The sequence below is a fragment of the Actinopolyspora xinjiangensis genome (assembly GCF_900104475.1).
In the GTDB taxonomy this organism is placed as follows: domain Bacteria; phylum Actinomycetota; class Actinomycetes; order Mycobacteriales; family Pseudonocardiaceae; genus Actinopolyspora; species Actinopolyspora xinjiangensis.
The window spans coordinates 121,755-146,396 of record NZ_FNJR01000004.1; the positions used below are offsets into that span (position 1 = coordinate 121,755).

The window sequence follows — 24,642 nt, forward strand, 5'->3', positions numbered from 1 at the left end:
AACCGTCACCCTCCCGACGGGTGCCCCACAGGAGAGCGGGTCACAGCGATCCCTTCGTGGAGGGCACCGTGTCGGCGAACCGGGGGTCCGGCTCGACCGCGGCACGCAGGGCCCGGGCGATCGCCTTGTACTGCGCCTCGGTGATGTGGTGCGGATCCCTGCCGTGGATCACCCGTGCGTGCAGGTTGATCCCGGCATGGAAGGCCAGGGACTCGAAGACGTGCCGGTTGAGCACGAAGGGGTAATTGTTGCCGACGGTGAACGTGTTGTACTGCTCGGGCTCGCCCGTCAGCACGCAGTACGGCCGCCCGGAGACGTCGACGGCCGCGTGGGCCAGCGTCTCGTCCATCGGTATCCAGGCGTCGCCGAACCGGCGGATACCCGCCTTGCCCCCGAGGGCCTGGCGCAGCGCCTGCCCCAGCACGATCGCGGTGTCCTCGACGGTGTGGTGGGCGTCGATGTGGATGTCCCCGCTGGCGCGCACGGTCATGTCGAACGCGGCGTGCGTGCCGAGGGAGTGCAGCATGTGGTCGTAGAAGGGCACGGTCGTGTCCACCTCGACCCGCCCACTGCCGTCCAGGTCGAGTTCGACCGTGACGCTCGATTCCTTGGTGGTGCGTTCCACGCGTCCGGTACGGGGTGCCGCTTCGTTCACCGGGAGAGCTCCTCACCGACTCGTTCGCTCGCCGCGAGGAACGCGTCGTTGTCACGCGGCGACCCTATGGTGACCCTGAGATGGCCGCTGATGCCCACGTCCCGGATGAGCACCCCGGAGTCGAGGTAACGCCGCCAGGCGCGGTGGGCGTCGTCGAACGTGCCGAACAGCACGAAGTTGGCGTCGCTGACGACCGGCGTGAAACCGAGTTCGCGCAGCCGTTCGGTCACCCTGGCTCGCTCGTCGACGAGCTGCTTGATCCCGCTCAGGGTGGCGTCGGCGTGCCGCAGCGCGGCGCGCGCGGCCGCCTGGGTGACGGTGGACAGGTGGTAGGGCAACCGCACGAGCAGCAACGCCTCGATGACGGCGGGGGAGGCGGCGAGATACCCGAGCCGCCCGCCCGCGAACGCGAAGGCCTTGCTCATGGTCCGGCTCACGACGAGCTTGGTGGGGAACTCGGAGATCAGCCCGATCGCGCTCTGCCGCTGCGAGAACTCCACGTACGCCTCGTCGACCACGACGAGACCGGGAGCGGCACGCAGCAGGGCGCGCAGATCGTCCGGGTCGACGGACTGCCCCGTCGGGTTGTTCGGACTGGTCACGAACACCACGTCCGGCCGACGCTCGCTCACCGCCCGCGCGGCCTCGGCCCCGTCCAGGGTGAAGTCGTCGCGGCGGGGTTCGGGCAGCCACTCGGTCCGAGTACCCGCCGCGAGCACCGGATGCATCGAATAGGACGGTTCGAAGCCCAGCCCGGTACGGCCCGGACCGCCGAACGCCTGCAGGAGCTGCTGCAGGATCTCGTTGGAGCCGTTGGCCGCCCACACGTTGTCGGCCGAGACGAACACACCGGTGGCACCGGTGAGGTAGGCGGCCAGGTCCTCCCGCAGCGAGACCGCGTCCCGGTCGGGGTAGCGGTTCAGGCTGCTCGCGCTCTCCCCCACGGCGGCGACGACGTCGTCGACCAGCTGCTTAGGAGGAGGGAACGGGTTCTCGTTGGTGTTCAACAACACCGGGACGTCCAGCTGTGGCGCCCCGTAGGGAGTACGACCGCGCAGATCGTCCCGCAGGGGCAAATCGGCCAGCGTCGTCTCGCCGCCGATCACGTCGCTCATCGATTTCACCAATTCGTCGTCGTTGTGGATGCCGGCTCACTCACTCGAATCGGGCGGTGACCGCCTCGCCGTGCGCTGGAAGATCCTCGGCCTCGGACAGCGCCACCACCTGGGAGGTGACGTCGCGGAGCGCCTGCCTGCTGTAGTCCACGACGTGGATGCCGCGCAGGAAGCTCTGTACGCTCAGCCCCGAGGAATGCCGCGCGCAGCCCCCGGTGGGGAGCACGTGGTTCGAGCCCGCGCAGTAGTCACCGAGCGAGACCGGCGCGTACGGGCCGACGAAGATCGCGCCCGCGTTGCGCACCTCGGCGGCGACCCGGGAAGCATCGGCGGTCTGGACCTCCAGGTGCTCGGCCGCGTAGGCGTCGACGACGCGAACACCGTCCGCCAACGAGGAGGTCAGTACGCAACCGGACTGCTCACCGGTCAGCGCGGCGCGGATGCGCTCGGTGTGCTTGGTGGCGGGGACACGTTCGGCCAGTCGTTCGTCGACCGCGTCGGCGAGCTCGATCGAAGTGGTCACCAGCACGCTGGCGGCCAGCGTGTCGTGCTCGGCCTGACTGATCAGGTCGGTGGCGACGTGCACCGGATCGGCGGTCTCGTCGGCCAGCACGGCGATCTCGGTCGGTCCGGCCTCGGCGTCGATCCCGACGATGTTGCGCAGTTGCCGCTTCGCCGCCGTGACGTAGACGTTGCCGGGACCGGTGACCATGTCCACCGGCAGCAGCTCCCGCCCGTCCGTGTCCACACCACCGTAGGCCAGCAGTCCCACGGCCTGCGCACCGCCGACGGCCCAGACCTCGTCAACCCCGAGCAACGCCGCGGCCGCGAGGATGGTCGGGTGCGGCCTGCCGCCGAACTCCGCCTGAGGCGGAGAGCACACCACCAGTGACTCCACACCGGCCGCCTGAGCCGGAACCACGTTCATCACGACGCTGGAGGGGTAGACGGCCAGCCCGCCGGGAGCGTAGAGCCCCACCCTGGAGACCGGGACCCAACGCTCGGTGACCGTGCCGCCGGGCGCGACCTCGGTGGTGACGTCGGTCCGACGCTGCTCGGCGTGCACCTTCCTGGCACGACTCACGGACTCCTCGAGGGCGGTGCGGATCGACGGGTCCAGACCACGCAGCGCCTCGTGCAGCTCCTCGTCCGGCACCCGCACCCGCTCGGGGCGAACGGAGTCGAACCGCTCGGTGTGCTCCAGGGCGGCGGCGACTCCCCGTTCGGCGATGTCCTCGAGCAGCGGCCGCACCGCGGGCAGCGCGTGCTCCACGTCCATACCGGCTCGTGGCAGCCTGGTACGCAGCTCACCGACGGACGGCTCCCGACCCCGCAGGTCGATACGGCTGAGCATGGGTTTCCCTCCGCGAAACGTTGCTGGTTACCAGGGTAGCCGCACGGCCGCTCGCCCCCGTCGGCAGCTCCTGATCGCCTCGCGGTCTCCCCCTCGGAGGCCGGGCGCGAGTCCGCCGAAAAGCGGCCCCGTTCTCCTACGTGAGTAGGTTGTGACCAGGAGTAACCGGAGTGAATCTCGAACGGTCAGCACATCCCTGACCGATCGGAGAGGCATGTACCCGTTACGACGACGAGCGGTGACGGCGTTGTCCCTCACCGCGTTGCTGTTCGTACTGCCGGTCACACAGTCGGCCACAGCCGACCAGGTGACTTCCGGTGACGCCGAACCGGATTCGGCACGGGCCGTGTACCGCGTACCGAACACCGACTCCGCCTCGCGCACAGCGGTCAACCGCACCGGGGCCCTGGTGCTCTCGGTCGACGAGGGCACGGCCTTCGTGTCGGCGACCCCGGAGCAGGCACGGCGGCTCCGCTCCAGGGGCATGGCCCCGCGCCGGGTAGCGGACGGACCGGCCCGGTTCCAGAACGCACCGGCACGCCCGGCCGAGTTCCCCCCGGAGGATGGCGACTACCACACCTACTCGGAAACCCTCGCCGAGATCGAGGAAGCGGCCACCGACCACCCTGGAATCGTCGACAGCACCTCGGCGGGAAGCTCGGCGCTGGGCAGGGACATCCCGGTGGTCAAGATCAGTGACCGGGCGGACATCGACGAAGCGGAACCGGAAGTGCTGTTCACCTGCAACCAGCACGCCCGTGAACACCTCACGGCGGAGATGTGTCTGCACATCCTGCGGCGCTACACCGACGGATACGGTTCGGACCCGGAGATCACGGAGGACGTCGACAGCCGGGAGATCTGGGTCGTCCCCATGGTGAATCCGGACGGTGCGACATACGACGTGACGAGAACGGGATACCGGGGCTGGCGCCGCAACCGGCAGGGCACTCCGGTGGACCTGAACCGCAACTGGGGTTACCAGTGGGGTTGCTGCGGGGGCTCCAGCGGGAACCCGAGCCAGCCGACCTACCGCGGCCCGGCGCCCTTCTCCGCACCCGAAACCTCCGCGGTGCGGGACTTCGTCGAATCACGCGTGGTGGGTGGAAGGCAGCGGATAACCGCGCACATTGACTTCCACAGCTTCTCGGAGCTGGTGCTGTGGCCGTACGGCTACACCACGGCCGACACGGCGCCGGGCATGACGCGGGAGCAGTACCGGAGGTTCGCCGAACTGGGCAACGCGATGGCAGGAACCAACGGCTACACCCCGATGCAGTCCAGCGACCTCTACGTCACCGACGGAAGCGTGAACGACTGGATGTGGGCCGAACACGGAATCTTGTCGTTCACCTTCGAGATGTATCCCGGCGGCGGCGGTTTCGACGGTTTCTACCCACCGGACGAGGTCATCCAGCGGGAGACCAGCCGCAACGACGAGGCGGTCGCCATGTTGCTGGACGAAGCGGGCAACTGAACACGCCCGGTGGGGGTGGGGAATCACCTGCCTCCCCACCCCCGGAGCGTCACCCGAGCAGCAGCACCATGGCCCCCAGCACGATCCCGAGCACCACGACCACCGCGGCGGTGATCAGCAACCAACGCAGTTGCGGGTGTTCATCACGGATCTCCGACCTGGCTCGTTCGCGCCATTGCGTGAACGTGGTCTGTTCACTCATCAGTGCTCTCCACAACCAATCGGGCGCCTCGGTCACCACGGCACGTGGCGACCGTGCACTGGACAATCACCTCACCCTGCCACACTTCCCGGCCCTACCACCGGATGACGTCGTCACCGGCCCAGGCGAGCAGCAGGGGCTCGTCGTGGCTGATGGCCAGCACTCCGGTCCCCTCCTCGTTCACCAGTTCCCCGACCACCCGTACGAGCGCGGCCGTGGTTGAGGCGTCCAGCATCCCCGTCATCTCGTCGCAGATCAGGTAGCGCGGGCGCGGCGCCACAGCCCGTGCCAGGCAGGCCCGCTGCAACTGCCCGTCACTGACCTCGTGCGGCATCCGGTCGAGCAACTCGTCGTTGAGCCCGGTGAGCTCGGCCAGCTCACCGACCCTCCGCCACGGGCGCCGTATCCCGCGCGCTCGCAGTGGCTCGGAGACGACCTGGCGCAGCGTCATGCGCGGATCCACAGCGGGGCGAGGCTGCTGGAAGACGATCCCGACCGCCGTTCGCAGCTCGGCCGGCACCGAGTACCGGGCGCCCCGGACCGGACGACCGTCCAACTCGACGGTGCCCGACCAGGGGCGTTGCAGCAACGCCAGCACGCGGGCGAGCGTGGACTTGCCGCATCCGCTCGGTCCCGCAAGCCCACGAACCGCCCCCGGCGGCACCACGACGTCCACTCGGTCGAGCACCGCGCGGCCACGGTCGTAGCCAGCGACCACCTCCCTGGCCCTCAGCATGGCGGATGCGCCGCGACCGACCTGCTGCCGTACTCGACGAGCGCGGGGTCCCCGTTGCAGGGGGCCACGCCGGGCGTGTCCGGACAGCGCAGGCAGAACACACAGCCCCACTCCCGCTCCAGCTCGGCGAGCTCGGTGAGTGCGGGCGGGTGCCCCGGGACGGGCTGGAAGCCCGCCTCCGGCATGGCTTCCAGCAATCCTTTCGTGTAGGGGTGCCAGGGTCGGTGGAACACTTCCTCCGCCGGGCCGCTCTCCACCACCCGGCTGGCGTACATCACCGCCACGTGAGTGGCCACGCGCTTGGCGGCGGCCAAGTCATGGGTGATCAACAACACTCCTCTGTTCCGGTCGGCGAGTTCGCCGAGCAGATCCGTGACGCGGTCGACCAACGGCCGGTCCAGGCCGGTGGTCGGCTCGTCGGCGATGACCACGGAGGGATCGGCCACCAGTGCCGAGGCCACCGCGACACGTTGGGCCATACCGCCGGACAGCTCATGCGGGTAGTGCGCCAGGTCCGCCGGGGCGAGCCCGACGCGCCCGGCCAGTTCGTCCACCGAGCCGTGATCGACGCGACCGCGCAACTCGCGGAAGGTCTCGGCCAGTTGGTCGCGCGCGGTACGCACCGGGGTCAGGTGCGTCGCGGCCGACTGCGGCACCAGACCGATCCGCCTGCCCCGGACCCGGCGCGCGAGCACGTGTTCGGAGCTGGACAGCAGCTCGACCTCCTCGTCCGTGCCGGGATGCAGCCAGGCACGACCACGGATCCAGGCGTTCGAGGGCAACAACCCGAGCAGGGCCGAGGCCAGCACGGACTTACCGCATCCGGACTCGCCCACCAGGGCCAGTACCTGCCCGGGGGACAGCCGAACCCTGGCGTCGGTGACGGCGTGCACCGGCCCGGAGCCCCGGCTCCGGCCGAGCTCGAAGCGCACCGACATGTCGTCCAGCCACAGCAGTGGTGGTTCCTGCACCGATGATCACTCCATCAGGATCGTCTCCTGGCGCCGGACGGTGTCGCCGGTCCGCCGGAACGGGTCGAAGGGGCGGGCGGGGTCCGGGCGGGGTCCGGGCGGTGTCCCGCACCGGCCGGACGTTCGATCGGGGAATCGGGTCGAGCACCGGCGGCTCACAGCGCCAGTTCGGAACGGCGGGTGGGAACCACGCGATCGCGCCAGACAGCGGCGATGCCGGAGACCGACAGCGTGGTGGCCACGAGCAGCGCGGCTGGGAAGGCCACGATCCACCAGGCACCGAGCAGCACTCCCTCCCTGCCGTCGGAGAGGATGTTGCCGATGCTGGCCAGGTGGGGCGGCAGCCCGAGTCCGAGGAAGCTCAACGCGGTCTCGTGGAAGACCGCGTGCGGCACCAGCAGCACGGCGGACAACGCCGCTTGAGGCACGATCGCGGGAAGCAGGTGCTTGCGCAGCACCCACCAGCGTCCCGCCCCGGAGGAGACGGCCGCGTCCACGTAGGGGCGGTTGCGCAGGCCGAGGACCTCGGAACGCACCACACGCGCGACTGTGGCCCAGTGGGTCAGACCGATGGACAGCACAACGGCGAGCACCGTCCCCTGGTAGAGCGCGACGATCACGATCCCCAGCAGCAGGTGCGGCACGGCGTTGACCGCGTCGACCACTCGCATCAACAGCCGGTCCGCCCAACCGCCGAGGGAACCCGAGACGGCCCCCACAGCGGTGCCGAGCAGCGCGGACACGGCGGTGCTGACCACGGCAACCAACAGGGAGACCCGCAGTCCCGCGAGGGAGCGGACGAACAGGTCCCTTCCCGAGGTGTCGGTACCGAACGGATGCTCGGGACCGGGTGACAGGCGAACGGCCTGGTAGTCCACGGTGCCGGGGGCACTGGACAACGTCGGCACCAGCAGCGCCGCCAGCACGAGCAGGGCCAGCACGCTCACCGCCGCGCCGAGACGCAGCCGCGCCCGCGCGGCACCACCGGTGCCACGCGCGGTTCCGGCACGCACGCGCGCGGCGCTGCGCCAGGAGCGGTGTTCGCCAGCGGTGGTGTCGTGGGAGTCGAGCTCAACCATCGGCGGAGACCCTCGGATCCAGTAGTACGGCCGCCACGTCGGCCAGCAGGGAGCCGAGCAGCACGGCGGCCGTGGCCAACAGTGTCAGGACCGTCAGCAGCGGGTAGTCGGCCGCTCGCGCTGCGGTGACCACGGCGGAGGCCACCCCCGGCCAGGAGAAGACCTCCTCCACCAGAACCGCCCCGGTAACCAGCTCCGGAACACGAGCGCCGATCAGCGTCACGAACGGCAGCAGCGCCGTCGGAAGGGCGTGTCGCAGCACCACGACGCGCTCGCGCAGTCCTCTCGCCCGGGCACCGGTGACGTGGTCCTCGGTGAAGGCGGCCAGCAGTGACTGCCGGACGTGCAGCACGAGCCAGGGGCTCTGCGAAAGCCCCAGCACCGCCGCCGGAAGCACCAGGTGCTCGGCCACCTGGGCCGGACCGAGCGCGCTGCCCGCGTCGGTGAGCCCGGCCACCGGCAACCAGCCGAGCCCGAGCGAGAACGACGCGATCGCCAGCAGCGCCACCACGAAGGGGGGAATGCCCTCCAGGGCGTGGCCGAGCGCCGTGATCAACCGGTCGAGCCATCCTCCCTGGCGCCAGGCGGCCAGCGTGCCGACGAACAGCGAGAACACCACGGCCAGCGCCAGCCCGCAGCCCGCGAGCAGCAGCGTCCAGGGCAGGCGCTCCGCCAGTACATCGGCGACCGGTCGACGCATCGAGCGGGACACCCCGAGATCACCGGAGAGGACTCCGCCCAGCCAGTCCAGGAACCGCAGCGGCACCGGACGGTCCAGCCCCAGCTGCTGCCGTACCCGGGCCACGTCCGCCGCGGACGCGTCGAAGATCTGGACCCCGTAGTACTGGTGGATCGGATCGAACGGCGAGGCCGCGGCGAGCAGGAACACGGCCAACGAGACGAACAGCAGCACGGGCACGGCCAGCACTATCCGACGCGCGACCAGCCCGGCCACCGCCGTCGCCCGCCCCCGACCGCCGGGAGGTGACGCTCGACCGCTCACTTCTTCGGTGTCCAGTCCTCGACGTTCCACCACGGCCCCCAGGTCGTACCGTGCGTGTGCGGTTCCACGACGGGTTGGTAACCGTTCCAGACGCCGGTACGCACCACATAGCTGTGCTGGATGAACGCCAGGTAGACCAGCCCCGGGTCCTCGACGTAGGCGCGTTGCGCCTCCTTGTAGTGCCGCGCCCGCTCGGCCTCGCCCACGGTGTTCCTCCCCGCGTCCAGCGCCGCGTCCACCCGACTGTTGCGGTACTTGGCCGGATTCCGGTAGGTGCCGGTGCCGATCATCGAGGAGTGCAGCCCGGGATACATCTGCGGGTCGGGGTCGAGGGGGGTGCCGCCGCCCAGCACGATCGCGTCGGTGCCGATGCGTTCGGCCGCCTCGGTGCGGTCCACTCCGGCCAGTTCGACCCGCACCCCGACCTTGCCCGCGTCCGAGGCGAAGGCCTGGGCGAACTTCTTGCGAAGGGTGTCGTCGGCGAAGTACATCACGGTGAAGCTCGCGCGAGTGCCGTTCCTGGTCCGGATGCCGTCCGAACCGCTCCGCCAGCCCCCTTCCTCCAGGATCTCGCGAGCCCGCCGCTGGTCGAACTCCAACCTCGCCTCGGGCTCGTGGAACCGCTCCATCGACGGTGGGATGGGGGTGTAGGCGGGCTCGCCGTGCCCACCGAGCAGGCTGTCGACCATCTCGGAGCGGTTCGCCGCCAGATTGAGCGCCATCCGCACAGCGGGATCACCCGTGACCGGGTGGTCTGCGGGCAGGGTGATGGCCCGGTAGTCGGCGGTGTCGTGGTGCACGGTGCGATAGGCGCCGCCGCCCACGCGTTCGGCCAGCAGGGGCGGCAGTACGGTGCCGTCGAACTCGCCTGCTTGAACCCGCTGCGCACGGGTGTTGTCGTCGGTGGCGAACACGACGGTGATCTCGCCGATCCGAGGGGTACCACCCCAGTAGTTCCGGTTCGCGCGCCAAACCATCCGCTCCCCGCGCCGCCACTCCGCGAGCCGGTAGGGACCGGTGCCGACCGGCTGGGTGTTGAGCGGGGAGCGTTCCTGCGGTATCGCTTCGGCCAGGGCGGACGCGGGAAGTATGCCCATCACCATCCGGGCGGGCCAAGCGGCGTAGGGAACGTTGAGCCGGAACCGTACGGTGTGCTCGTCCACCGCCTCGACCTCGTCGAGCATCGACAGCCCGGAACTGATCGTGGCGGCGTAGGCCGGATCGATGGCGGCGCGGTAGGTGGCGACCACGTCGCGCGCGCCGAACGGTTCGCCGTTGTGGAACTTCACCCCGCGACGCAGCCGCACCGTCCAGGTACGCGCGTCGTCCGAGGGGCGGGGTTGCTCGGCCGCCAGCGCCGGGCGCAGTCGTCCGTTGCCGTCGAAGGCGAGCAGTCCGTCGTAGAACTTGGCCGCTCCCCAGCGAGCGTAGCCCAGCAGGGGGTTGAGGCTGCTCGGCTCGTACCCGTCGGCCAGCAGCATGTTCGCGGGATCGCCCCCGCCGGTTCCGCTGGGGGCCGCGCAGGAGGTGCTCGCCACGGCGAGGGCCGCCATGGAGGAGGTGATCAGTGTACGCCGGTTCAGCACGGGAGAACCCTAGAAACTGCTGCAACCGAATGGCAACAAGATGAGACGTTGCCTACCCGGACTCACTCGTCGCGAATCCACCACTCGTGGGAGGATGAGCGCGCAGTCAGGCCATCACGGGAGGACCAAGTGCGCGTCGCGCTGTGTCAGATCGCGTCCACATCGGACCCGAACGCGAATCTTGAGCTCGTGGCGGGAGGAGTACGACGCGCCGCCGAGGCCGGCGCGGAGCTCGCGGTCTTCCCGGAAGCCACCATGGCCTGTTTCGGGGTCCCGCTGGCACCACTGGCCGAACCGCTGGACGGCCCGTGGGCGGGTGAGGTGGGCAGGCTCGCCGAGGATGCCGGTATCACCGTCGTGGCGGGCATGTTCACCCCCACCGACGACGGCCGTGTGAGCAACACGCTGCTGGTGACCGGGCCGGAAACGCGGGCGCGTTACGACAAGATCCACCTCTACGACGCGTTCGGCTTCGCCGAATCGCGCACCGTCTCCCCCGGGGAGCAGCCGCTGACCGTGCGGCTGCCGAGCGCCACCGTGGGACTGACGACCTGCTACGACGTCCGCTTCCCCGGACTGTTCACCACCCTGGCCGAACGCGGCGCCTCGGTGCTGGTGACCGCGGCTTCGTGGGGAGCGGGAACGGGCAAGCGGGAGCAGTGGGAACTGCTCACCCGCGCCAGGGCGCTGGACTCCACTTCGTGGGTACTCGCCTGCGGACAGGCCGATCCGCGCAGCATCGGGCGGGAGCCCGCGGCCAAGGCCCCCACCGGAATCGGGTACAGCACCGTGGTCAACCCCTACGGCGTGATACACGACCAGCTCGAGGCCGAACCGGACGTACTGATCACCGACATCGAACCCGAGCGCGCCGAACGGGCCCGGGAGGAGATTCCGGTGCTGGCCAACCGGAAGTTCTGAACGTCACCGGAGAGCACCAGCCGCCCCTGGCCGTCGAAGCCGGAGCGCCCCGAATCCACCGCCGTGTCCACTGTGGCGGGAGGCGGGCCGCGACGGCGAGAATCCGCGAAGGCCCCCACACCCCGACGACGAGGAGCCGATCATGTCCATCCGCCGAGCCATGCCCGACATCCACTCGGAGAGCATGGCGGAGAGCAGGGACTTCTACGGTCTCATGGGTTTCGAGGAAGTCATGAACCACGGCTGGGTGATGACGCTCGCCTCCCCCACGAATCCCACGGCCCAGGTCACCTTCATGACCCACGACGAGACCGCGACTGTCGTACCGGACCTGAGCGTCGAGGTGGACGACGTGGACGCGGTCCACACCGCGATGCTGGAAAACGGCGCGGAGATCGTCCACCCGCTGCGGAACGAGGACTGGGGAGTGCGCCGCTTCTTCGTCCGTGACCCCAACGACCGGGTGATCAACGTGCTCAGCCACCTGTGACCCGCCGTCGGGACCGCCACGTTCGAGGGAGGAGCGCTGCCGGTGACCGACGTACCGGACGAACGGATCACGCGTCGAAAACCGTTTGCGGGGCCTCCGGCGGGGCAATACCTTTCCGGCCGTGGATCTCTTCTCACGCTGCTGGACGGCGTTACGCACGGCGGTCATCGACCTGTCGGACGAGGATTTCGCGATGCCGTCCGGCTGCACCGGCTGGCTGGTTCGGACCTGGCCTGCCACCTGATCATCGACGCCCAGGACGGGCTTATCACCCTGGTGACACCCGCCGAGGCCGAGCCGACCCGTGACACCGTCACCTACTGGGAAGTCACCGGAACCCCGCCGACCGGTGACGACCCGCTCGACGCGCTGACCGTACGGCTGGCCGCCGCGTACGGGCAACCGTGGCTGTTGCGGTTCCACCTCGACGACATCGGCTCCGCCGCCGGTCGCGCGGCCGAGCTCGCCGATCCCGCCGCACGTGTGAGCACACGCGACGAGGTTCTCACCGCTGGTGACTACCTGGCGGCATACGTCGTGGAGTGGACGCTGCACCACCTCGACCTGATCGCCCATCTCCCTCACGTGCCCGGCCCACCGCCCGAGGGGCTGGCCAGGACTCGCGAGACGCTGGAGAGTATCGCAGGAACACCGCTGCCCACCGCGCTGTCCGACACCGACGCCCTGCTGCTCGGCACGGGTCGGCGACTCCCGACCGACGCGGAGCGGGCGGAGCTGGGCGAGCTGGCCACGAGGCTGCCGTTCGTCCTGGGGTGATCGCCCGGCCGGACGGCGCCGGTCTCCGTCCCGGCGGGACCGGAACCGACCGAGGGGAGTTCACCCCTCACGCTGGTGTCCCACACCACGAGCACCGACGGCCCGCGCGGCGTCCCGGCCACCCCGACCTCCGCTCCCGCCGGCGCACCACGTCCACAACAGCGGGTGCGCGCCGCGTCGCGGCGCAGCCGGGGTGTTCGTCGTACCGTTGGTGTCGTCCACCTCCGTCCGTCCCGCGACGTGGCGCGCACCGGCGGCCGTGGTGCTGCCGGTACTCCCGCGCGGCGGGTCCGATCCCCGAAGCAGCACCGAAGGAACCGAGGTGACCGCGTGAACTCCCCCGAGACCGCCACCCACCGCAGCGCCGAAAGAGTGCTCGCCGATCTGGGCGAACTACGGCCCGAGCTGCACCGGACCTACCGGACCCTGCACGCCGCTCCCGAGCTGTCGATGCGGGAGTACGAGACAGCACGGCTGATCGAGTCCCACCTGGACCGGCTCGGCATCCCCACCTTCCGGTGTGCCACGACGGGTGTGGTGGGGGTCATCGAGAACGGTCCCGGCCCGGTGGTGGCGTTCCGCGCCGACATCGACGGACTGCCCGTCGCCGAGCGAACCGGCCTCGAATACGCCTCGACGGTCTCGGGAACCCTGCCCGACGGCACCGAAACCGCCGTCATGCACGCGTGTGGCCACGACACGCACACCGCGGCTCTGTTGACGAGTGCGACGCTGCTCGCCGGGACGCGGGACGTCTGGGCCGGCACGGTGGTGCTGGTCTTCCAGCCCGGCGAAGAGACCGCCGCCGGAGCGGCCGGGATGATCACCGACGGTCTGTGGGAGAGCGCACCTCGCCCCGAGGTGCTACTCGGCCAGCACGTGACGCCCGGATCGGCCGGTTCGGTACGGTACCGGACCGGTGTCTCCGCCTCGATCTCCGACTCCTGGCAGGTGACGATGTTCGGACGCGGGGCGCACGGCTCACAGCCGCACACCGCGATCGACCCCATCGTGCAGGTAGCCCACACCATCACCAGAATCCAGAGCATCACGGCGCGCGAGGTGGACCCGCTCGACTCGGCGGTGGTCACCGTCGGCAGGATGTCCGGCGGTACGAAGGAGAACGTCATCCCGGACTCCGCGATGTTCACCGTCAACGTACGCACGCTGGACGAGGCACAGCGGAGCGGAGTACTCACCGCGCTGCGGCGCGTCATCGATGCCGAGGCCGCTGCCTCGGGGGCTCCCGAACCGCTGATCACCGAGTTGTCGACGTTTCCCGCCCTGGTCAACGACGAGGTCGTCACCGAACGCGCCATGGGGGCGCTGCGGCGGTTCCGGGAGAGCTGCGACGTCGAGCCCGGCCGGCTGCTCATGGGAAGCGAGGACTTCGGCCTGCTCGGCGACAGCATCGACGTGCCGTACTGCTACTGGTTCATCGGCGGTGACGACCCGGCGAAACGCGCCCGTGCCGAAGCGGACGGAACCGCCTCGACCGAGTTCCCGTCCAACCACTCGCCGCTGTTCGCACCGGTACTGGAACCCACGCTGTCCAGGATGGTGGAGGCGGCGGTGGTCGGTATGTTGACCTTCCTGCGGACCGGGTAGGAGCGGCTCCGCGCGGTTCCGCCGAGGACGCGCCCGGCGGAGGACACCTTCCACCGGTTCGGCTCAGGCCGCCCAGGGGCAGGACCGGAACCAGGCCGCGTCCCACGGACGCGCACGCCGCGCCGGCTCCCGGAACCGCGCGGGCGTCGACGGCCCCTTCGGGACGAGGGACGAACCCCGACGCTTCGGACGCCGGGTCACATGTCCAGCCCGATGTCCAGCACCTCGGCGGAGTGGGTGAGCGCGCCGACGGCCAGATAGTGCACGCCGGTGGCGGCGTAGGTCGGTGCCACGTCGAGGGTGAGGCCCCCGGATGCCTCCAACGCGGTCCTGGGCGACCTCGCGGCGGCACGCCGAACCGCCTCGGCGCAGTCCCTCGGCGCGAAGTTGTCCAACAACACCAGGGCCGGGCTCTCCGACAGCACCTCGTCGAGCTCGGCGAGGTCGGACACCTCGACCTCCAGCTCCAGTTCGGGCGCGTGCTCCCGGCAGGATCGCAGGGCAGCGGTCACGGAGCCGGCCGCGGCCACGTGGTTGTCCTTGACCAGCATCGCGTCACCGAGGCCGAGTCGGTGGTTGCTCCCGCCACCGCAGCGCACCGCGTACTTCTGCGGCAGTCTGATGCCGGGGATGGTCTTGCGGCTGTCCCGGATCACGCAGCCCGAGCCGCGTACCGCCGAGACCCAGGCGGCCGTCGACGTCGCGATCCCGGACAGGTGGCACAGCAGGTTCAACGCGGTCCGCTCAGCGGTGAGCAGCGCGCCCAGCGGGGCTCGCACTGCGAGTACGCACCCTCCCGCGGGGACCTCGTCACCGTCGGAGACAGCCGAGACCACCTGGTAACCGTCCGCTCCCACCACCTCGTCCAGCACAGCCAGCACCAGCGGCAACCCGGCCACCACACCGGCTCGCCGTGCGTTGAACCCGGCGGTGGCCACCGCCTCGGCGGGTACGGTCGCCCTCGTGGTGGCGTCGGGCCCGTAACGCAGGTCCTCCGCCAACGCCGCTCGCACCAGGACCTCGCTCTCGGCGGGATCCAGCCCGGCGGTGCGCAGATTCCGGACGGTGTCCTCGGAGAGGTTCAAGCCACTTCCCTCGTTTCCTCCGGGGTGGATCGGATCAACCAGCCGGAGACGTCCAGCCGCAACGGGTTGGGCCGCCTCCACCGCAGGTCGTCAGTGGCGGGGTGGTCATAGCGCCGGTGGCAACCGCGCGACTCGGTCCGGTCCGATGCGGCGGCGAGCAGCGCGTGGGCCGTGAGTCCCAGCGCCGCGTCCTCCACGGCCTCGCGAGTCCGCAGCGGACGGACCACCGCAGCGGTGTCCAGTCCGGAGCGGGCCTCTCGCAGCCCGTCGGCGTGACGTCCGATACCGGCGTGCCTGCTCATGAGCTGTCGCAGCCAGGCGCGGTCGACCACGGCCGCCGCGGGCAGCCGTTCGGAGGTCACCGGTCCCCGGCGCAGCGCGCCGACACGGAGGTCGCGCAGCACGGCCTCGGCGGAGCGGCTGCCGAGGACCAGACCTTCCAGCAGGCTGTTGGAGGCGAGCCTGTTGGCCCCGTGCAATCCGGTCCGTGCGACCTCGCCCGCGGCGTAGAGGCCGGTGACGCCGGTCCTGCCGTCGACGTCGCACATGATCCCGCCACAGGAGTAGTGTGCGGCGGTGGTGACCGGGATGGGGTCGACCAGCGGGTCGATCCCGGCGTCCCGGCAGGCCGCGTACACGGTCGGGAAGCGTTCGACGAAGCTCTTGCCCAAGCCGGTGGCGTCCAGGCGGACCGAGTCGGAACCGGTCTCGACGAGCCTCTCGTTGATCGCCGCCGCGACGACGTCCCGTGGAGCCAGGTCCCCCATCGGATGCCTGCCCGCCATCACCGGCTCGCCGTGGACGTCGAGCAGCACCGCTCCCTCACCCCGGACGGCTTCGGTGATCAGCGGTCGGCTACCCCGCTCGGTCGAGGAGGTGTGCAACACGGTCGGGTGGAACTGGACGAACTCCAGATCGGCCACGGCGGCCCCGGCACGCAGTCCGAGCGCGATGCCGTCGCCGGTCGCGACCGCGGGGTTCGTGGTGGCCCGGTAGAGCTGACCCAGCCCACCCGTGGCCAACAGGACGGCGGGTGACTGCACGAGACCGGGCCTGCCCGCGTGGTCGAGCACGAGCGCGCCTCCCACCGCCCCCCACTCGGTGTGCGAGAGCTCGACCACGCAGTGGTTCTCCAGTACCGGGACACCCTCGGTCGTGGTTGCCTCCACCAGTGCGCGCTGCACCTCCGCGCCGGTCGCGTCACCCCCCGCGTGAATCACCCGGAAGGCGCTGTGACCGCCCTCGCGAGTGCGCGACAGGGTGCCGGCGGGGGAACCGTCGAACCGCGCTCCCGCCGCGCGCAACCGGCTCACGGCCGCCGCGCCGTCCCCGAGGATCGTGTTCACCGCGGCGGTGGAACACAGCCCGGCACCGGCTTCGAGCGTGTCCCGCACGTGCCGCCGCACGCTGTCGGAGGAATCGCGCTCCTCCTCGCGTACGACGGCGATACCGCCCTGCGCCCACTCGGTGTTGCCGACGGTGACGCTCTCCTTGCTTACCACCAGCACCCGCAGACCGAGCTCACGGGCGCGCAGCGCGGCGGTGAGCCCGGCCACGCCGGTCCCCACGACCAGCAGATCCGCACCGGCGTGCCAGGTCATTCGCCACCACCGGGCTGGCCGATGCTGATCATCCGCTCCACGGCCGAGCGAGCCCGTCGAGCCGTTTCGGGCGCGACGCGCACCTCGTCGGCGTTGTCGGTCAGGCAGCGCAGCAGTGCGGCCGGTGTGATCATCTTCATGTACTTGCAGGAGGCACGGTCGTTGACCGCTCTGAAGTCCACCTCGGGAGCGGCCGAGCGCAACTGGTGCAGCATTCCGACCTCGGTGGCCACCAGCACCGAGGAGGCGCCGGTCCGGTGCGCCGCGTCGAGCATCCCACCGGTGGACAGGATCTTGACCCGATCGGAGTCCACCGTTCCGTCCCCGGCCAGGTACAGCGCCGAGGTGGCACAGCCGCACTCCGGGTGGATGAACAGCTCCGCGTCCGGGTCGGCACCCGCGCGTTCGGCGAGTTCGGCTCCGTTGATGCCCGCGTGGACGTGGCACTCGCCCGCCCAGACGTGGAGATTCTCCCTGCCGGTCTCCCGCTTGACGTGCGCGCCGAGGAACTGGTCCGGGCAGAAGAGCACGGGACGGTCCTCGGGAATCGAGCGCACGACCTCGACCGCGTTCGAGGACGTGCAGCAGACATCGGTCTCGGCCTTGACCTCGGCCGTGGTGTTGACGTACGAGACGACCACCGGCTCGGGCTCACCGGCGCGCACGAAGTCCGCCTTCCAGGCGCGGAGGTCCTCGGCGGTGATCGAATCGGCCAGTGAGCAGCCGGCCCGCTCGTCCGGGATCAGCACCGTCTTGTCCGGGCTGAGGATCTTGGCGGTCTCCGCCATGAAGTGCACACCGCAGAACACGATCGTGCTCGCGGTGCTCTCGGCGGCGATGCGGCTCAGCGCCAACGAGTCACCGGTGTGATCGGCGACGTCCTGGATCTCGGGAAGCTGGTAGTTGTGCGCGAGCAACACGGCGTCCCGCCGCTCGGCCAATCGGCGGATCTCGGCCGCCCACGCCGCGTCGCCGGGAATCCCCGTGTAGCCGTCTTCGGTGCGCCGCAGGGCTGCGGTGTCGAGTCCGGCCGGGTTGCCGTCGCCACCGACAGTGGCTGCTGTAGCGGCCATGTCCTCCTCCTCACCGGCGCGGGTGGCGAGCCCACCACGCCGATCTCCCCGCAGGGCCCGGTGATCACCGGGTTGTCGAACTCCTGATTTCGCAACCAGGGTTTTCGTCTTAGGATCGAAAACGTGTCCAATACTAACACGCCGCCGGAGCACCGGGAGCGCGATACGAGCCACACCACGGGCCACGAGGTACTCGCGGGGGTCGTGCAGGTGCGACGGGGGGCGTTGAAGGCGCTGTTGTGGCAGCGAGCCAGACCTCCCCACCCGAACCGCTGGGCACTCCCGGGCGGCAGGCTCCACTCCGACGAAACGGTGGAATCCTCCATACGCAGACAACTCGCCGAAAAGGTCGACGTGCGCGAGCTCACACACGTGGAACAGCTCGCGGTGTTCAGCGACCCCGAGAGAGTGCCGGGCAACCGCGTAGTGGCCACCGCTTTCCTCGGCCTCGTCCCCTGCGACACCGATCCGGAGCTGCCGGGCGACACCGCCTGGCACCCGATCGAAGCACTGCCGGAGACGGCGTTCGACCACGAGACGATCCTGCTGACCGCCCGAGAACGTCTCCGGTCCAAGCTGTCCTACACCAACATCGGCTTCGCCCTGGCTCCGCCGAAGTTCACCGTCTCCGAACTACGCGACATCTACTCGGCCGCCCTGGGGTACCGGGTCTCGGCCACGAACCTGCAGCGGGTTCTCTCCCGGCGCGGCGCGCTGGAGGCGACCGGGGAGACCGTGGCGGCAGGCCCGTCGGGAGGCCGCCCACCGGCGCTGTTCCGGTTCACCTCGCGTGATCTGCAGATCACGGACCGGTTCGCGGTACTGCGGCCACCCGGGTGAACCGCCTCCGTCCCGGATTGCGCGCGGGACTCGGTCGTGAACGGACGGGCACCCGTGCCTTCCGGCGGAGCACCGGTCGGTCGTCTCCGTCCCGTGGCACCGAAGGATCACGCCTTCGGTTGGTCAGCGGAGCGAGGCGACGAGTAGGTTGGGAACGTGACTGAAACGCTACCGCTGTTTCCGCTGGGTACCGTACTCCTGCCCGGCGCCTCGCTCCCGCTGCGCATCTTCGAGGCACGCTACCGGCAGCTCGTGCTGGATCTGGTCAACGAAGTGGTCCCCGGCCGACGGTTCGGCGTGGTCGGAATCCGGCAGGGCTGGGAGGTCGGCGAGGACAACGTCGACGCCATGTACGAGATCGGGTGCTCCGCCCGGCTGGGCGAGGTGCAGCAGCTCCCGGAGGGACGTTACGACACCACAAGTACCGGACAGCACCGTTTCCGGCTGTTGCAACTGGACACCGAGGCGGCTCCCTACCTGATGGCCCGCGTGGAATGGCTGCCGGACAGCACTCCCCAGCAGGACTCCGACCAGCTACGGGAGAGGCTGGCGACCTCGGCCCGCGCCGCGCACGAGCGCTACCTGGCGACCGGGCTCCAGGTGGAGGGCACCACCACCCCGGACGATGACACCGGCTTCGCCGAGCTCCCCTATTCCCTGGCCGAGAACTGCGTGCTCACCCCGGAGGACCGACAGCACCTGCTCGCCGAGACCGACCCGGTGGCGCGGATGCGCACGATCCGTTCGCTGCTCAATCGGGAGACCGAGCTCGTGCGCAGACTTCGCGCGGTACCCGCCCAACTGTCCGAATTCGCCGAACACGCGGGAACGAACTGAACTCGGCTCCGATCTCGAGAGGACCCGGCGGACAAGGCGCGGTACTCGCTAGGATCACGAACCATGTCGTTACCTGGCGGGCCCAACAACTGGACCGGATCGGACGGCGGCGCACCCCGCTACTACGACCCGCTCACGGGACAGCCTGTCACCCAGGAGGGCACGCACGCCTCCGAGCACTCCCAGTACGGAACGTCGTACGGACCGCCGCGGCCGACACCGGCCCAGTACGGCGCGTCCCGGTGGGACGCCCTACCTCGGGATCCGTCGAGCTCCCCCGGGCGGAGCCGTGGTCCGACCATCGCCGTGGTCTCGACCGCCGTGGCCAGTGTGGTCATCATCATCACCACGCTCGTGCTGGTCAACATCGGGGACGAACCAGAGGGTGGTGACGGGAGCGGTTTCGCGGCGGAGAGCTCGGCGACGTCGACGAGTTCGCGTCCGCCCGTTCCCGCCGAAGTCCGCGGCTGGCGGTCCGTACCGGTATGGGAGACCGGAGTCGCCTACGACGTGCCCTCGGACTGGACGACCTATCCCGCCGCCACCGAGACGCTGATGGCCAACGGCGCGAACGACGAAGTCACGCTGAGCGGGTACTCCATGTACATGGAGGGTTTCTGCGACCGGGCTCAGCAGTCGTTCCGCGCACTGATCGGACTGACCTCCGCGAACGAACCCGACAACGCCGAGGCGGGCAGGCGGCTGGCGGAGAAGCTCGGCACCATGCTCTGGACCACCGGCGACGGCGTGCCGCCTCGGGTGCGGTTCGACGAACCGCGTCCGGCGACGCTCGACGACGGCAAGCTGGCTGCCACCTTCGTCAGCGCCGAGGTCGTCCCGGCCGCCGCGGAGACCTGCGGCACGGACTCCGCCTACATCGGGGTCATGGCCCTGCCTCACCGGGGAGGAACGGCGATGCTGGTGGGGGTGGCCGACCAGCGGTTCGACCAGGCGGTGCCACCGAGCCGGATGGAGCGCTCGCTGCGTTCGCTGCGATTGTTGCCGCGGTGACGCGCCACCACGGCTGTCACCGTCCCGACACGAGCTCTCAGCCGCGCCGCCTGCCCAGGTCGTCCAGCCCGTTCCACGAAGCGATCAGACCGTAGGTCAGGGCCACGGTCAGCGGCTGTCCGAGCAGCCCGGTCGGCGTGTCCAACCGGGGCGCCACCTCCACCAGTTCCCCGGGCCGCAGGCTCTCCGGGACCGGATACATCCCGGCCGCGAACGAGGTCCCGAGTCGCATTCCCAGCCACGCGGCCAGCAACGACCCCAGCACTGTCGCGACGAGCAGCACGGGCCCCCTGCGGCCGCGCAACTGCCAGACCGCGGCGGCGACGAGCACACCGCAGGCCGCACTCAACAGCAGGAAAACAGCCAGCCCGTCGAACCTGTGGTAACTCTCGACCAGCACCGGCACCAACTCGCCCTCCCTGGTCATGGTGCTCTCCCGCGGCGGGGCGAGACGGGCCCAGATCCAGCCGAGCGGAAACCCCAGCAACGCCACCAGTGACAGCACGCTCAGAGACGGCAGCAGATCCGCCCCGATCACCACACCCGGCCGGGGTGAGCACGAGCGTTCCCACTCCGGGGAGCTCCGCTCGGTCGAGTACCGCTGCTCCTCCGGTCCTCCGACCGGTTCTTCCGACACCGCTCCTCCTCCGGACAGACCGGTGAACCACTCCGGGCACCGACCGCTCGGGGCCACGGCAGCTCACTGTTCACCTGTCGTTATTCTGCGTAACGTCCATCATCGATTTCTCACGGCCGGGAGTGGCGGAGACCTTGCCAAGTTCCACGTCGATCGGAACGGACAACGCGGAGCACGGCCACACGGCCCCCGAGCCGAGGTTGTCCGCCGGTCGAGCGATCCCCGAACTGCTGCTCGGCGCGGGAATCGCCGCCGTACTCAGTGTATTGCTGCAGTTCGTCGTCGCTCAGCTGGGAATCACCGAACCGAGCGACGCCGCCGAGGCGTGGGCCGTCCTCGGTTCCACCCTGATTCTCACGCTGCTGCTGTGCCCGCTGGCACTCGGGAAACGGATCGGAAACGGCTGGGGGCGCCTCGCTGGGGTCTGGGTGGGCCTGACCACGCTGACCACCCTGCTGCTGTCCCTGCCACTGCAGGGGACCCGTTTCTACTACGGGGGATCCTCCGTGGACAACGCGTTCCGGTTGCAGTACCTGAACCGGATGGCGGCGAACCTGGTCCCGGCCGACATGAACTACGCCGACGTCCCGCCCTACTACCCGTGGGGGTGGTTCTGGCTCGGCGGCCGGTTCGCGAACCTGATCGGTTGGGACGGTTGGGCGGCCTACAAGCCCTACGCGCTGGCGTGGATGGCCGTGGTGGTCGTGGTGGCCTTCACGCTGTGGAGCCTGGTGCTGCCGAGGGAGCACGCGCTGCTGGCGGCGCTGGTGACGATGCTGGCCGGTACCCGACACGGGCTGCTGGAGCCCTACGCCTGGCCGTCCTCGGCCTGGCTGGCGCCGATGGCGGTACTGACCTGGTACGCCCTGGCCGGGCGGGGACGCGTGCCACGCGGCGTTCTGCTCGGAGTGGGCGTCTTCGTCGGTTTCGCCGCGATGACCTACACACTGAACTTCGGATTCGCCGTGCTGGTGACCGTGGCGATGGCGGCCGTCGTGGGGGGGACACGCGTGCGGGACGGCGCCCCGCACGGCCGCACGGTCTGGGAACTGTTCCGCCGGTTGGTTCCCATCGGCGTGGTCAGCGGGTTGCTGGCTCTGGTGGTGTGGGCACCGTTCCTGCTGGCGGGCGGACTGTCCGAGCACAGCGCGGCACAGCACTACCTACCGGCGGGGAGCGCCTTCCTGCCGCTGCCGTTCACCGAGTTCTCCCCGTTCGGCGTGTTGTGCCTGTGCGGCGTGGGGTGGTTGGTGCTGCGGGCCACGAGCAGTCGTGTCGCGGCGGCGCTGCTGGTGGTGACCGCCACGGTCTACGTGTGGTTCGGTCTCTCCACGTTGGCCCTGGTCGCCGACACCACCCTGTTGTCGTTCCGCCTGCGGGTGGTCCTGGAGTGCGTCCTCGTCGTGGCCGGTGTCCTCGGGCTGGTGGAACTGATCGGGTGGCTGCGGGGCAGACTGCCGAAGTGGTACCTCCCGAGGCTGACCGCGTTCTCCGTGGTGCTGGCCCTGGCGGGGTCGCTGTCCGTGGTGCAGTACCAGCTCGACGCCGGGCTGGACTCCAAAGTGCGGGCGGCCTACGAGGACTACTACCCCACCGGTCACAATGCCTTCGGCGCGGAGGACCCGGACGAGCCGGACGCCTGGTTGGACGAACTCGCAACCACCATCTCGGAGATGACCGGACAACGCCCGCAGCGCAACGTCGTGCTGAGCACGAACTACAGCCTGCCCTCCTTCGAGCCGTACTGGATGTTCCAGCAGGAGACACCGCACTACGCGAATCCGCTGGGCGAGTACGAACATCGGTCGACCGAGATCAGGCGGTGGTCCGATGCCGACGACAGTGCGGAACTGGCACGGATGCTGCGGCGGAGCCCTTTCCGCGCACCCGATGTCTTCGTGCTCCGGCACCATACGGACACCGAGGAGACCGCGGAACGGGACGACACGGCCGAGGACGCGAATCCTCCAGCCGGAAAGCTTTCGCTCACGCTGAAGAGTGACGTCTTTCCCCGAAACCCGAACGTGCGGAACTACCGGGTGCTGTTCGACAGGGAACTGTTCCGGGGACCGGAGTTCACCACGCGGGAGGTCGGCCCCTACGCCGTGGTCGTCGTGAGCTGACCGCGGGACTCCGGGACCGGGCCGGAGGGTCCGCTGTCGGCGCACCCGCAGCGAACGAGGACCCGCACGACCCGGCCCCGCGGGCGGGGCGGAGGCCTTCGCGGTCCGGGACTGCCCCTCAGGACAACCTGACCGGAAGCTGCTCCAGTCCCCGCATCAACGTGCTGGGTCGGTAACGCAGCTGTTCGTCCGGGACCGCCAGTTTCAGGTCCGGGAAACGCTCCACGAGCCGTCGCAGCGCGATCTCCCCCTCCAGCCGTGCCAGGGGAGCCCCCACGCAGAAATGGATGCCGTGGCCGAAAGCCAGATGGCCGCCGGTGGCGCGGTCCTGGTCGAACCGGTCCGGTTCGGCGAACTTCGCTGGATCGCGGTTGGCCGAACCCAGTGCGACCAGCACCAATTCGTCTTCCGGGATCTCCACATCCCCGACCAGCACCGGTTCGGTGGTGTAGCGGAAGGTAGCCAGGTTCACGGGGCCGTCGAAGCGCAACGTCTCCTCGACAACCGAGGAGGCCCGCTCGGGCTCGGCGCGCAGCCTCCGGTACTGCTGGGGGTCCCGCAGCAGGGCCAGCACACCGTTGCCGATGAGGTTGACCGTGGTCTCGTGTCCGGCGACCAGCAGCAGGAACACCATACCGATCAGTTCCTCACCGCTGAGCCGGTCCGAGTCGTCACTGGTCTCGATCAACGCGGTGAGCAGGTCGTCCCGCGGATCGCGCCGCTTGTCCTCGACCAGCTCGAACAGGTACTCGCCCATCGCGACGGCGGCCCGCTCGGCGGCCTCGGGATCCTGCCCGGAGACCAGCGTGTTCGACCATCGCCGGAAATCGTCCCTGCGGTCCTCGGGAACGCCGAGCAGCTCGCAGATCACTCGGATGGGCAGTGGGAAGGCGAACGCGTCGAGCAGGTCGACACCCGCCTCGCCCACTCGTTCCGCCCCGGCGAGCTCGTCGAGCAGTTCACCGGTTATCTGCTCGATCCTGGGGCGTAGCGCTTCGATGCGGCGGGCCGTGAATGCCTTGACCACCAGCTTGCGCAGCCGGGTGTGATCGGGAGGGTCCATGTTGAGCATGTGGGCCTGAATGGATTCCGAGACCTCAGCGCGCTGGGCGCCCCGCTCGACCTCACGTTCCATTATCCGTTCCATACCCCGGTAGTCCTTGCTGAGCCTGGGGTCGGTCAGCGCCGCTCTGGCGTCTGCGTAACGGGTCACCAGCCACACCGGCATGCCGGTGACGGTGAGCACCCGCCTGGTCGGATCGGACTCCCGCATCCGCGCGTAGCGCACGTGTGGATCCTGCAGGAACTCGTCGTCGAGCACCGATACGGAATCGTGCGGACACTGTTGGGACGAACTCATGACAGCCCTTCGCGGTAGACACCGGTCCGTCCACAGTTAACACCGTTAATGGCGAGGCTGTCACTACCACCAAAGGAGCATTCCGGACGGTTTCACCAGCG

The 24,642-nt window shown here is 69.8% G+C and carries 22 protein-coding genes and 1 pseudogene; 9 read left to right on the plus strand and 14 right to left on the minus strand.

Annotated elements, in window-relative coordinates:
• Nucleotides 1-40: 40 nt before the first annotated feature.
• From hisB to hisD, 3 genes are read right to left on the minus strand one after another with little or no spacing between them, the layout of a single operon-like run.
• Nucleotides 41-655: an imidazoleglycerol-phosphate dehydratase HisB gene (gene hisB, locus BLQ75_RS07615; RefSeq protein WP_092599983.1), complete on the minus strand. Its 615-nt coding sequence runs from the start codon at nt 653-655 to the stop codon at nt 41-43.
• Nucleotides 652-1,770, minus strand: coding sequence for a histidinol-phosphate transaminase (locus BLQ75_RS07620; protein ID WP_092599986.1), 1,119 nt, complete (start codon nt 1,768-1,770; stop codon nt 652-654). Before BLQ75_RS07620 ends, hisB begins: the two co-directional genes overlap by 4 nt.
• A 40-nt stretch (nt 1,771-1,810) precedes the next feature.
• Entirely contained in the window at nt 1,811-3,124 is a 1,314-nt protein-coding gene (gene hisD / locus BLQ75_RS07625; protein WP_092599989.1) for a histidinol dehydrogenase, read from the minus strand.
• A 214-nt stretch (nt 3,125-3,338) separates the two neighbouring features.
• Here hisD and BLQ75_RS07630 point away from each other — a divergent pair, with 214 nt between their 5' ends.
• Entirely contained in the window at nt 3,339-4,601 is a 1,263-nt protein-coding gene (locus BLQ75_RS07630) for a M14 family metallopeptidase (protein WP_092599992.1), read from the plus strand.
• A gap of 49 nt (nt 4,602-4,650) precedes the next feature.
• On the opposite strand, the gene BLQ75_RS23400 is transcribed toward BLQ75_RS07630, so the two are convergent.
• The 6 genes from BLQ75_RS23400 to BLQ75_RS07655 all read right to left on the minus strand — a co-directional run bounded on the left by BLQ75_RS23400 (nt 4,651) and on the right by BLQ75_RS07655 (nt 10,178).
• On the minus strand, nt 4,651-4,803 hold the full coding sequence (locus BLQ75_RS23400) for a hypothetical protein (protein WP_170837386.1): 153 nt from the start codon (nt 4,801-4,803) through the stop codon (nt 4,651-4,653).
• Between the two features lie 94 nt (nt 4,804-4,897).
• On the minus strand, nt 4,898-5,539 hold the full coding sequence (locus tag BLQ75_RS07635) for an ABC transporter ATP-binding protein (RefSeq protein WP_092599995.1): 642 nt from the start codon (nt 5,537-5,539) through the stop codon (nt 4,898-4,900).
• A complete protein-coding gene (locus BLQ75_RS07640) occupies nt 5,533-6,477 on the minus strand; it encodes an ABC transporter ATP-binding protein (protein ID WP_092600479.1) in 945 nt (314 codons plus the stop codon). Before BLQ75_RS07640 ends, BLQ75_RS07635 begins: the two co-directional genes overlap by 7 nt.
• Nucleotides 6,478-6,665: 188 nt before the next feature.
• Nucleotides 6,666-7,589, minus strand: coding sequence for an ABC transporter permease (locus BLQ75_RS07645; protein ID WP_092599998.1), 924 nt, complete (start codon nt 7,587-7,589; stop codon nt 6,666-6,668).
• Nucleotides 7,582-8,592: an ABC transporter permease gene (locus BLQ75_RS07650; RefSeq protein ID WP_244515314.1), complete on the minus strand. Its 1,011-nt coding sequence runs from the start codon at nt 8,590-8,592 to the stop codon at nt 7,582-7,584. Before BLQ75_RS07650 ends, BLQ75_RS07645 begins: the two co-directional genes overlap by 8 nt.
• The gene (locus tag BLQ75_RS07655) at nt 8,589-10,178 is read right to left on the minus strand and encodes an ABC transporter substrate-binding protein (protein ID WP_211481227.1); all 1,590 of its coding nucleotides are present in this window, start codon (nt 10,176-10,178) and stop codon (nt 8,589-8,591) included. The genes BLQ75_RS07650 and BLQ75_RS07655 overlap by 4 nt, the downstream gene beginning before the upstream one ends.
• A 129-nt stretch (nt 10,179-10,307) precedes the next feature.
• Between BLQ75_RS07655 and BLQ75_RS07660 the strand changes: the two genes are divergently transcribed.
• The 4 genes and pseudogenes from BLQ75_RS07660 (at nt 10,308) to BLQ75_RS07675 (ending at nt 13,974) form a co-directional block, all read left to right on the plus strand.
• Nucleotides 10,308-11,099 carry a carbon-nitrogen hydrolase family protein gene (locus BLQ75_RS07660; protein WP_092600005.1) on the plus strand — a complete coding sequence of 264 codons (792 nt, stop codon included), beginning with the start codon at nt 10,308-10,310 and terminating at the stop codon, nt 11,097-11,099.
• Nucleotides 11,100-11,241: 142 nt separating this feature from the next.
• Nucleotides 11,242-11,589: a VOC family protein gene (locus tag BLQ75_RS07665; protein WP_092600008.1), complete on the plus strand. Its 348-nt coding sequence runs from the start codon at nt 11,242-11,244 to the stop codon at nt 11,587-11,589.
• 121 nt (nt 11,590-11,710) lie between these two features.
• Nucleotides 11,711-12,366 (plus strand): annotated as a pseudogene (locus BLQ75_RS07670) (maleylpyruvate isomerase N-terminal domain-containing protein).
• Between the two features lie 330 nt (nt 12,367-12,696).
• Entirely contained in the window at nt 12,697-13,974 is a 1,278-nt protein-coding gene (locus tag BLQ75_RS07675; RefSeq protein WP_092600011.1) for an amidohydrolase, read from the plus strand.
• Nucleotides 13,975-14,171: 197 nt separating this feature from the next.
• Here the strand turns inward: BLQ75_RS07675 and nadC are convergent, their stop codons facing one another.
• The 3 genes from nadC to nadA are packed head-to-tail and all read right to left on the minus strand — an operon-like array spanning nt 14,172 to nt 17,733.
• Nucleotides 14,172-15,059 (minus strand): carboxylating nicotinate-nucleotide diphosphorylase, encoded by an 888-nt coding sequence (gene nadC / locus BLQ75_RS07680; RefSeq protein ID WP_092600014.1) that lies wholly within the window; start codon nt 15,057-15,059, stop codon nt 14,172-14,174.
• Nucleotides 15,056-16,660 carry an L-aspartate oxidase gene (locus BLQ75_RS07685; protein WP_092600017.1) on the minus strand — a complete coding sequence of 535 codons (1,605 nt, stop codon included), beginning with the start codon at nt 16,658-16,660 and terminating at the stop codon, nt 15,056-15,058. The genes nadC and BLQ75_RS07685 overlap by 4 nt, the downstream gene beginning before the upstream one ends.
• Entirely contained in the window at nt 16,657-17,733 is a 1,077-nt protein-coding gene (gene nadA, locus BLQ75_RS07690) for a quinolinate synthase NadA (RefSeq protein WP_092600019.1), read from the minus strand. The genes BLQ75_RS07685 and nadA overlap by 4 nt, the downstream gene beginning before the upstream one ends.
• A gap of 204 nt (nt 17,734-17,937) precedes the next feature.
• Between nadA and BLQ75_RS07695 the strand changes: the two genes are divergently transcribed.
• The 3 genes from BLQ75_RS07695 to BLQ75_RS07705 all read left to right on the plus strand — a co-directional run bounded on the left by BLQ75_RS07695 (nt 17,938) and on the right by BLQ75_RS07705 (nt 20,421).
• Nucleotides 17,938-18,573, plus strand: a complete 636-nt coding sequence (locus BLQ75_RS07695; RefSeq protein ID WP_211481248.1) for an NUDIX hydrolase — start codon at nt 17,938-17,940, stop codon at nt 18,571-18,573.
• 156 nt (nt 18,574-18,729) lie between these two features.
• Entirely contained in the window at nt 18,730-19,410 is a 681-nt protein-coding gene (locus BLQ75_RS07700) for an LON peptidase substrate-binding domain-containing protein (protein WP_170837387.1), read from the plus strand.
• Nucleotides 19,411-19,473: 63 nt separating this feature from the next.
• On the plus strand, nt 19,474-20,421 hold the full coding sequence (locus BLQ75_RS07705; RefSeq protein WP_092600025.1) for a DUF8017 domain-containing protein: 948 nt from the start codon (nt 19,474-19,476) through the stop codon (nt 20,419-20,421).
• 37 nt (nt 20,422-20,458) lie between these two features.
• On the opposite strand, the gene BLQ75_RS07710 is transcribed toward BLQ75_RS07705, so the two are convergent.
• Nucleotides 20,459-21,058 carry a DUF2567 domain-containing protein gene (locus tag BLQ75_RS07710; RefSeq protein ID WP_211481229.1) on the minus strand — a complete coding sequence of 200 codons (600 nt, stop codon included), beginning with the start codon at nt 21,056-21,058 and terminating at the stop codon, nt 20,459-20,461.
• A gap of 134 nt (nt 21,059-21,192) precedes the next feature.
• On the opposite strand from BLQ75_RS07710, the gene BLQ75_RS07715 reads away from it, so the two are divergent.
• Nucleotides 21,193-23,181 carry an arabinofuranosyltransferase gene (locus tag BLQ75_RS07715; protein ID WP_244515315.1) on the plus strand — a complete coding sequence of 663 codons (1,989 nt, stop codon included), beginning with the start codon at nt 21,193-21,195 and terminating at the stop codon, nt 23,179-23,181.
• 118 nt (nt 23,182-23,299) lie between these two features.
• Here BLQ75_RS07715 and BLQ75_RS07720 read toward each other — a convergent pair whose 3' ends face one another.
• Nucleotides 23,300-24,541 carry a cytochrome P450 family protein gene (locus BLQ75_RS07720; protein WP_092600031.1) on the minus strand — a complete coding sequence of 414 codons (1,242 nt, stop codon included), beginning with the start codon at nt 24,539-24,541 and terminating at the stop codon, nt 23,300-23,302.
• Nucleotides 24,542-24,642 lie beyond the last annotated feature (101 nt).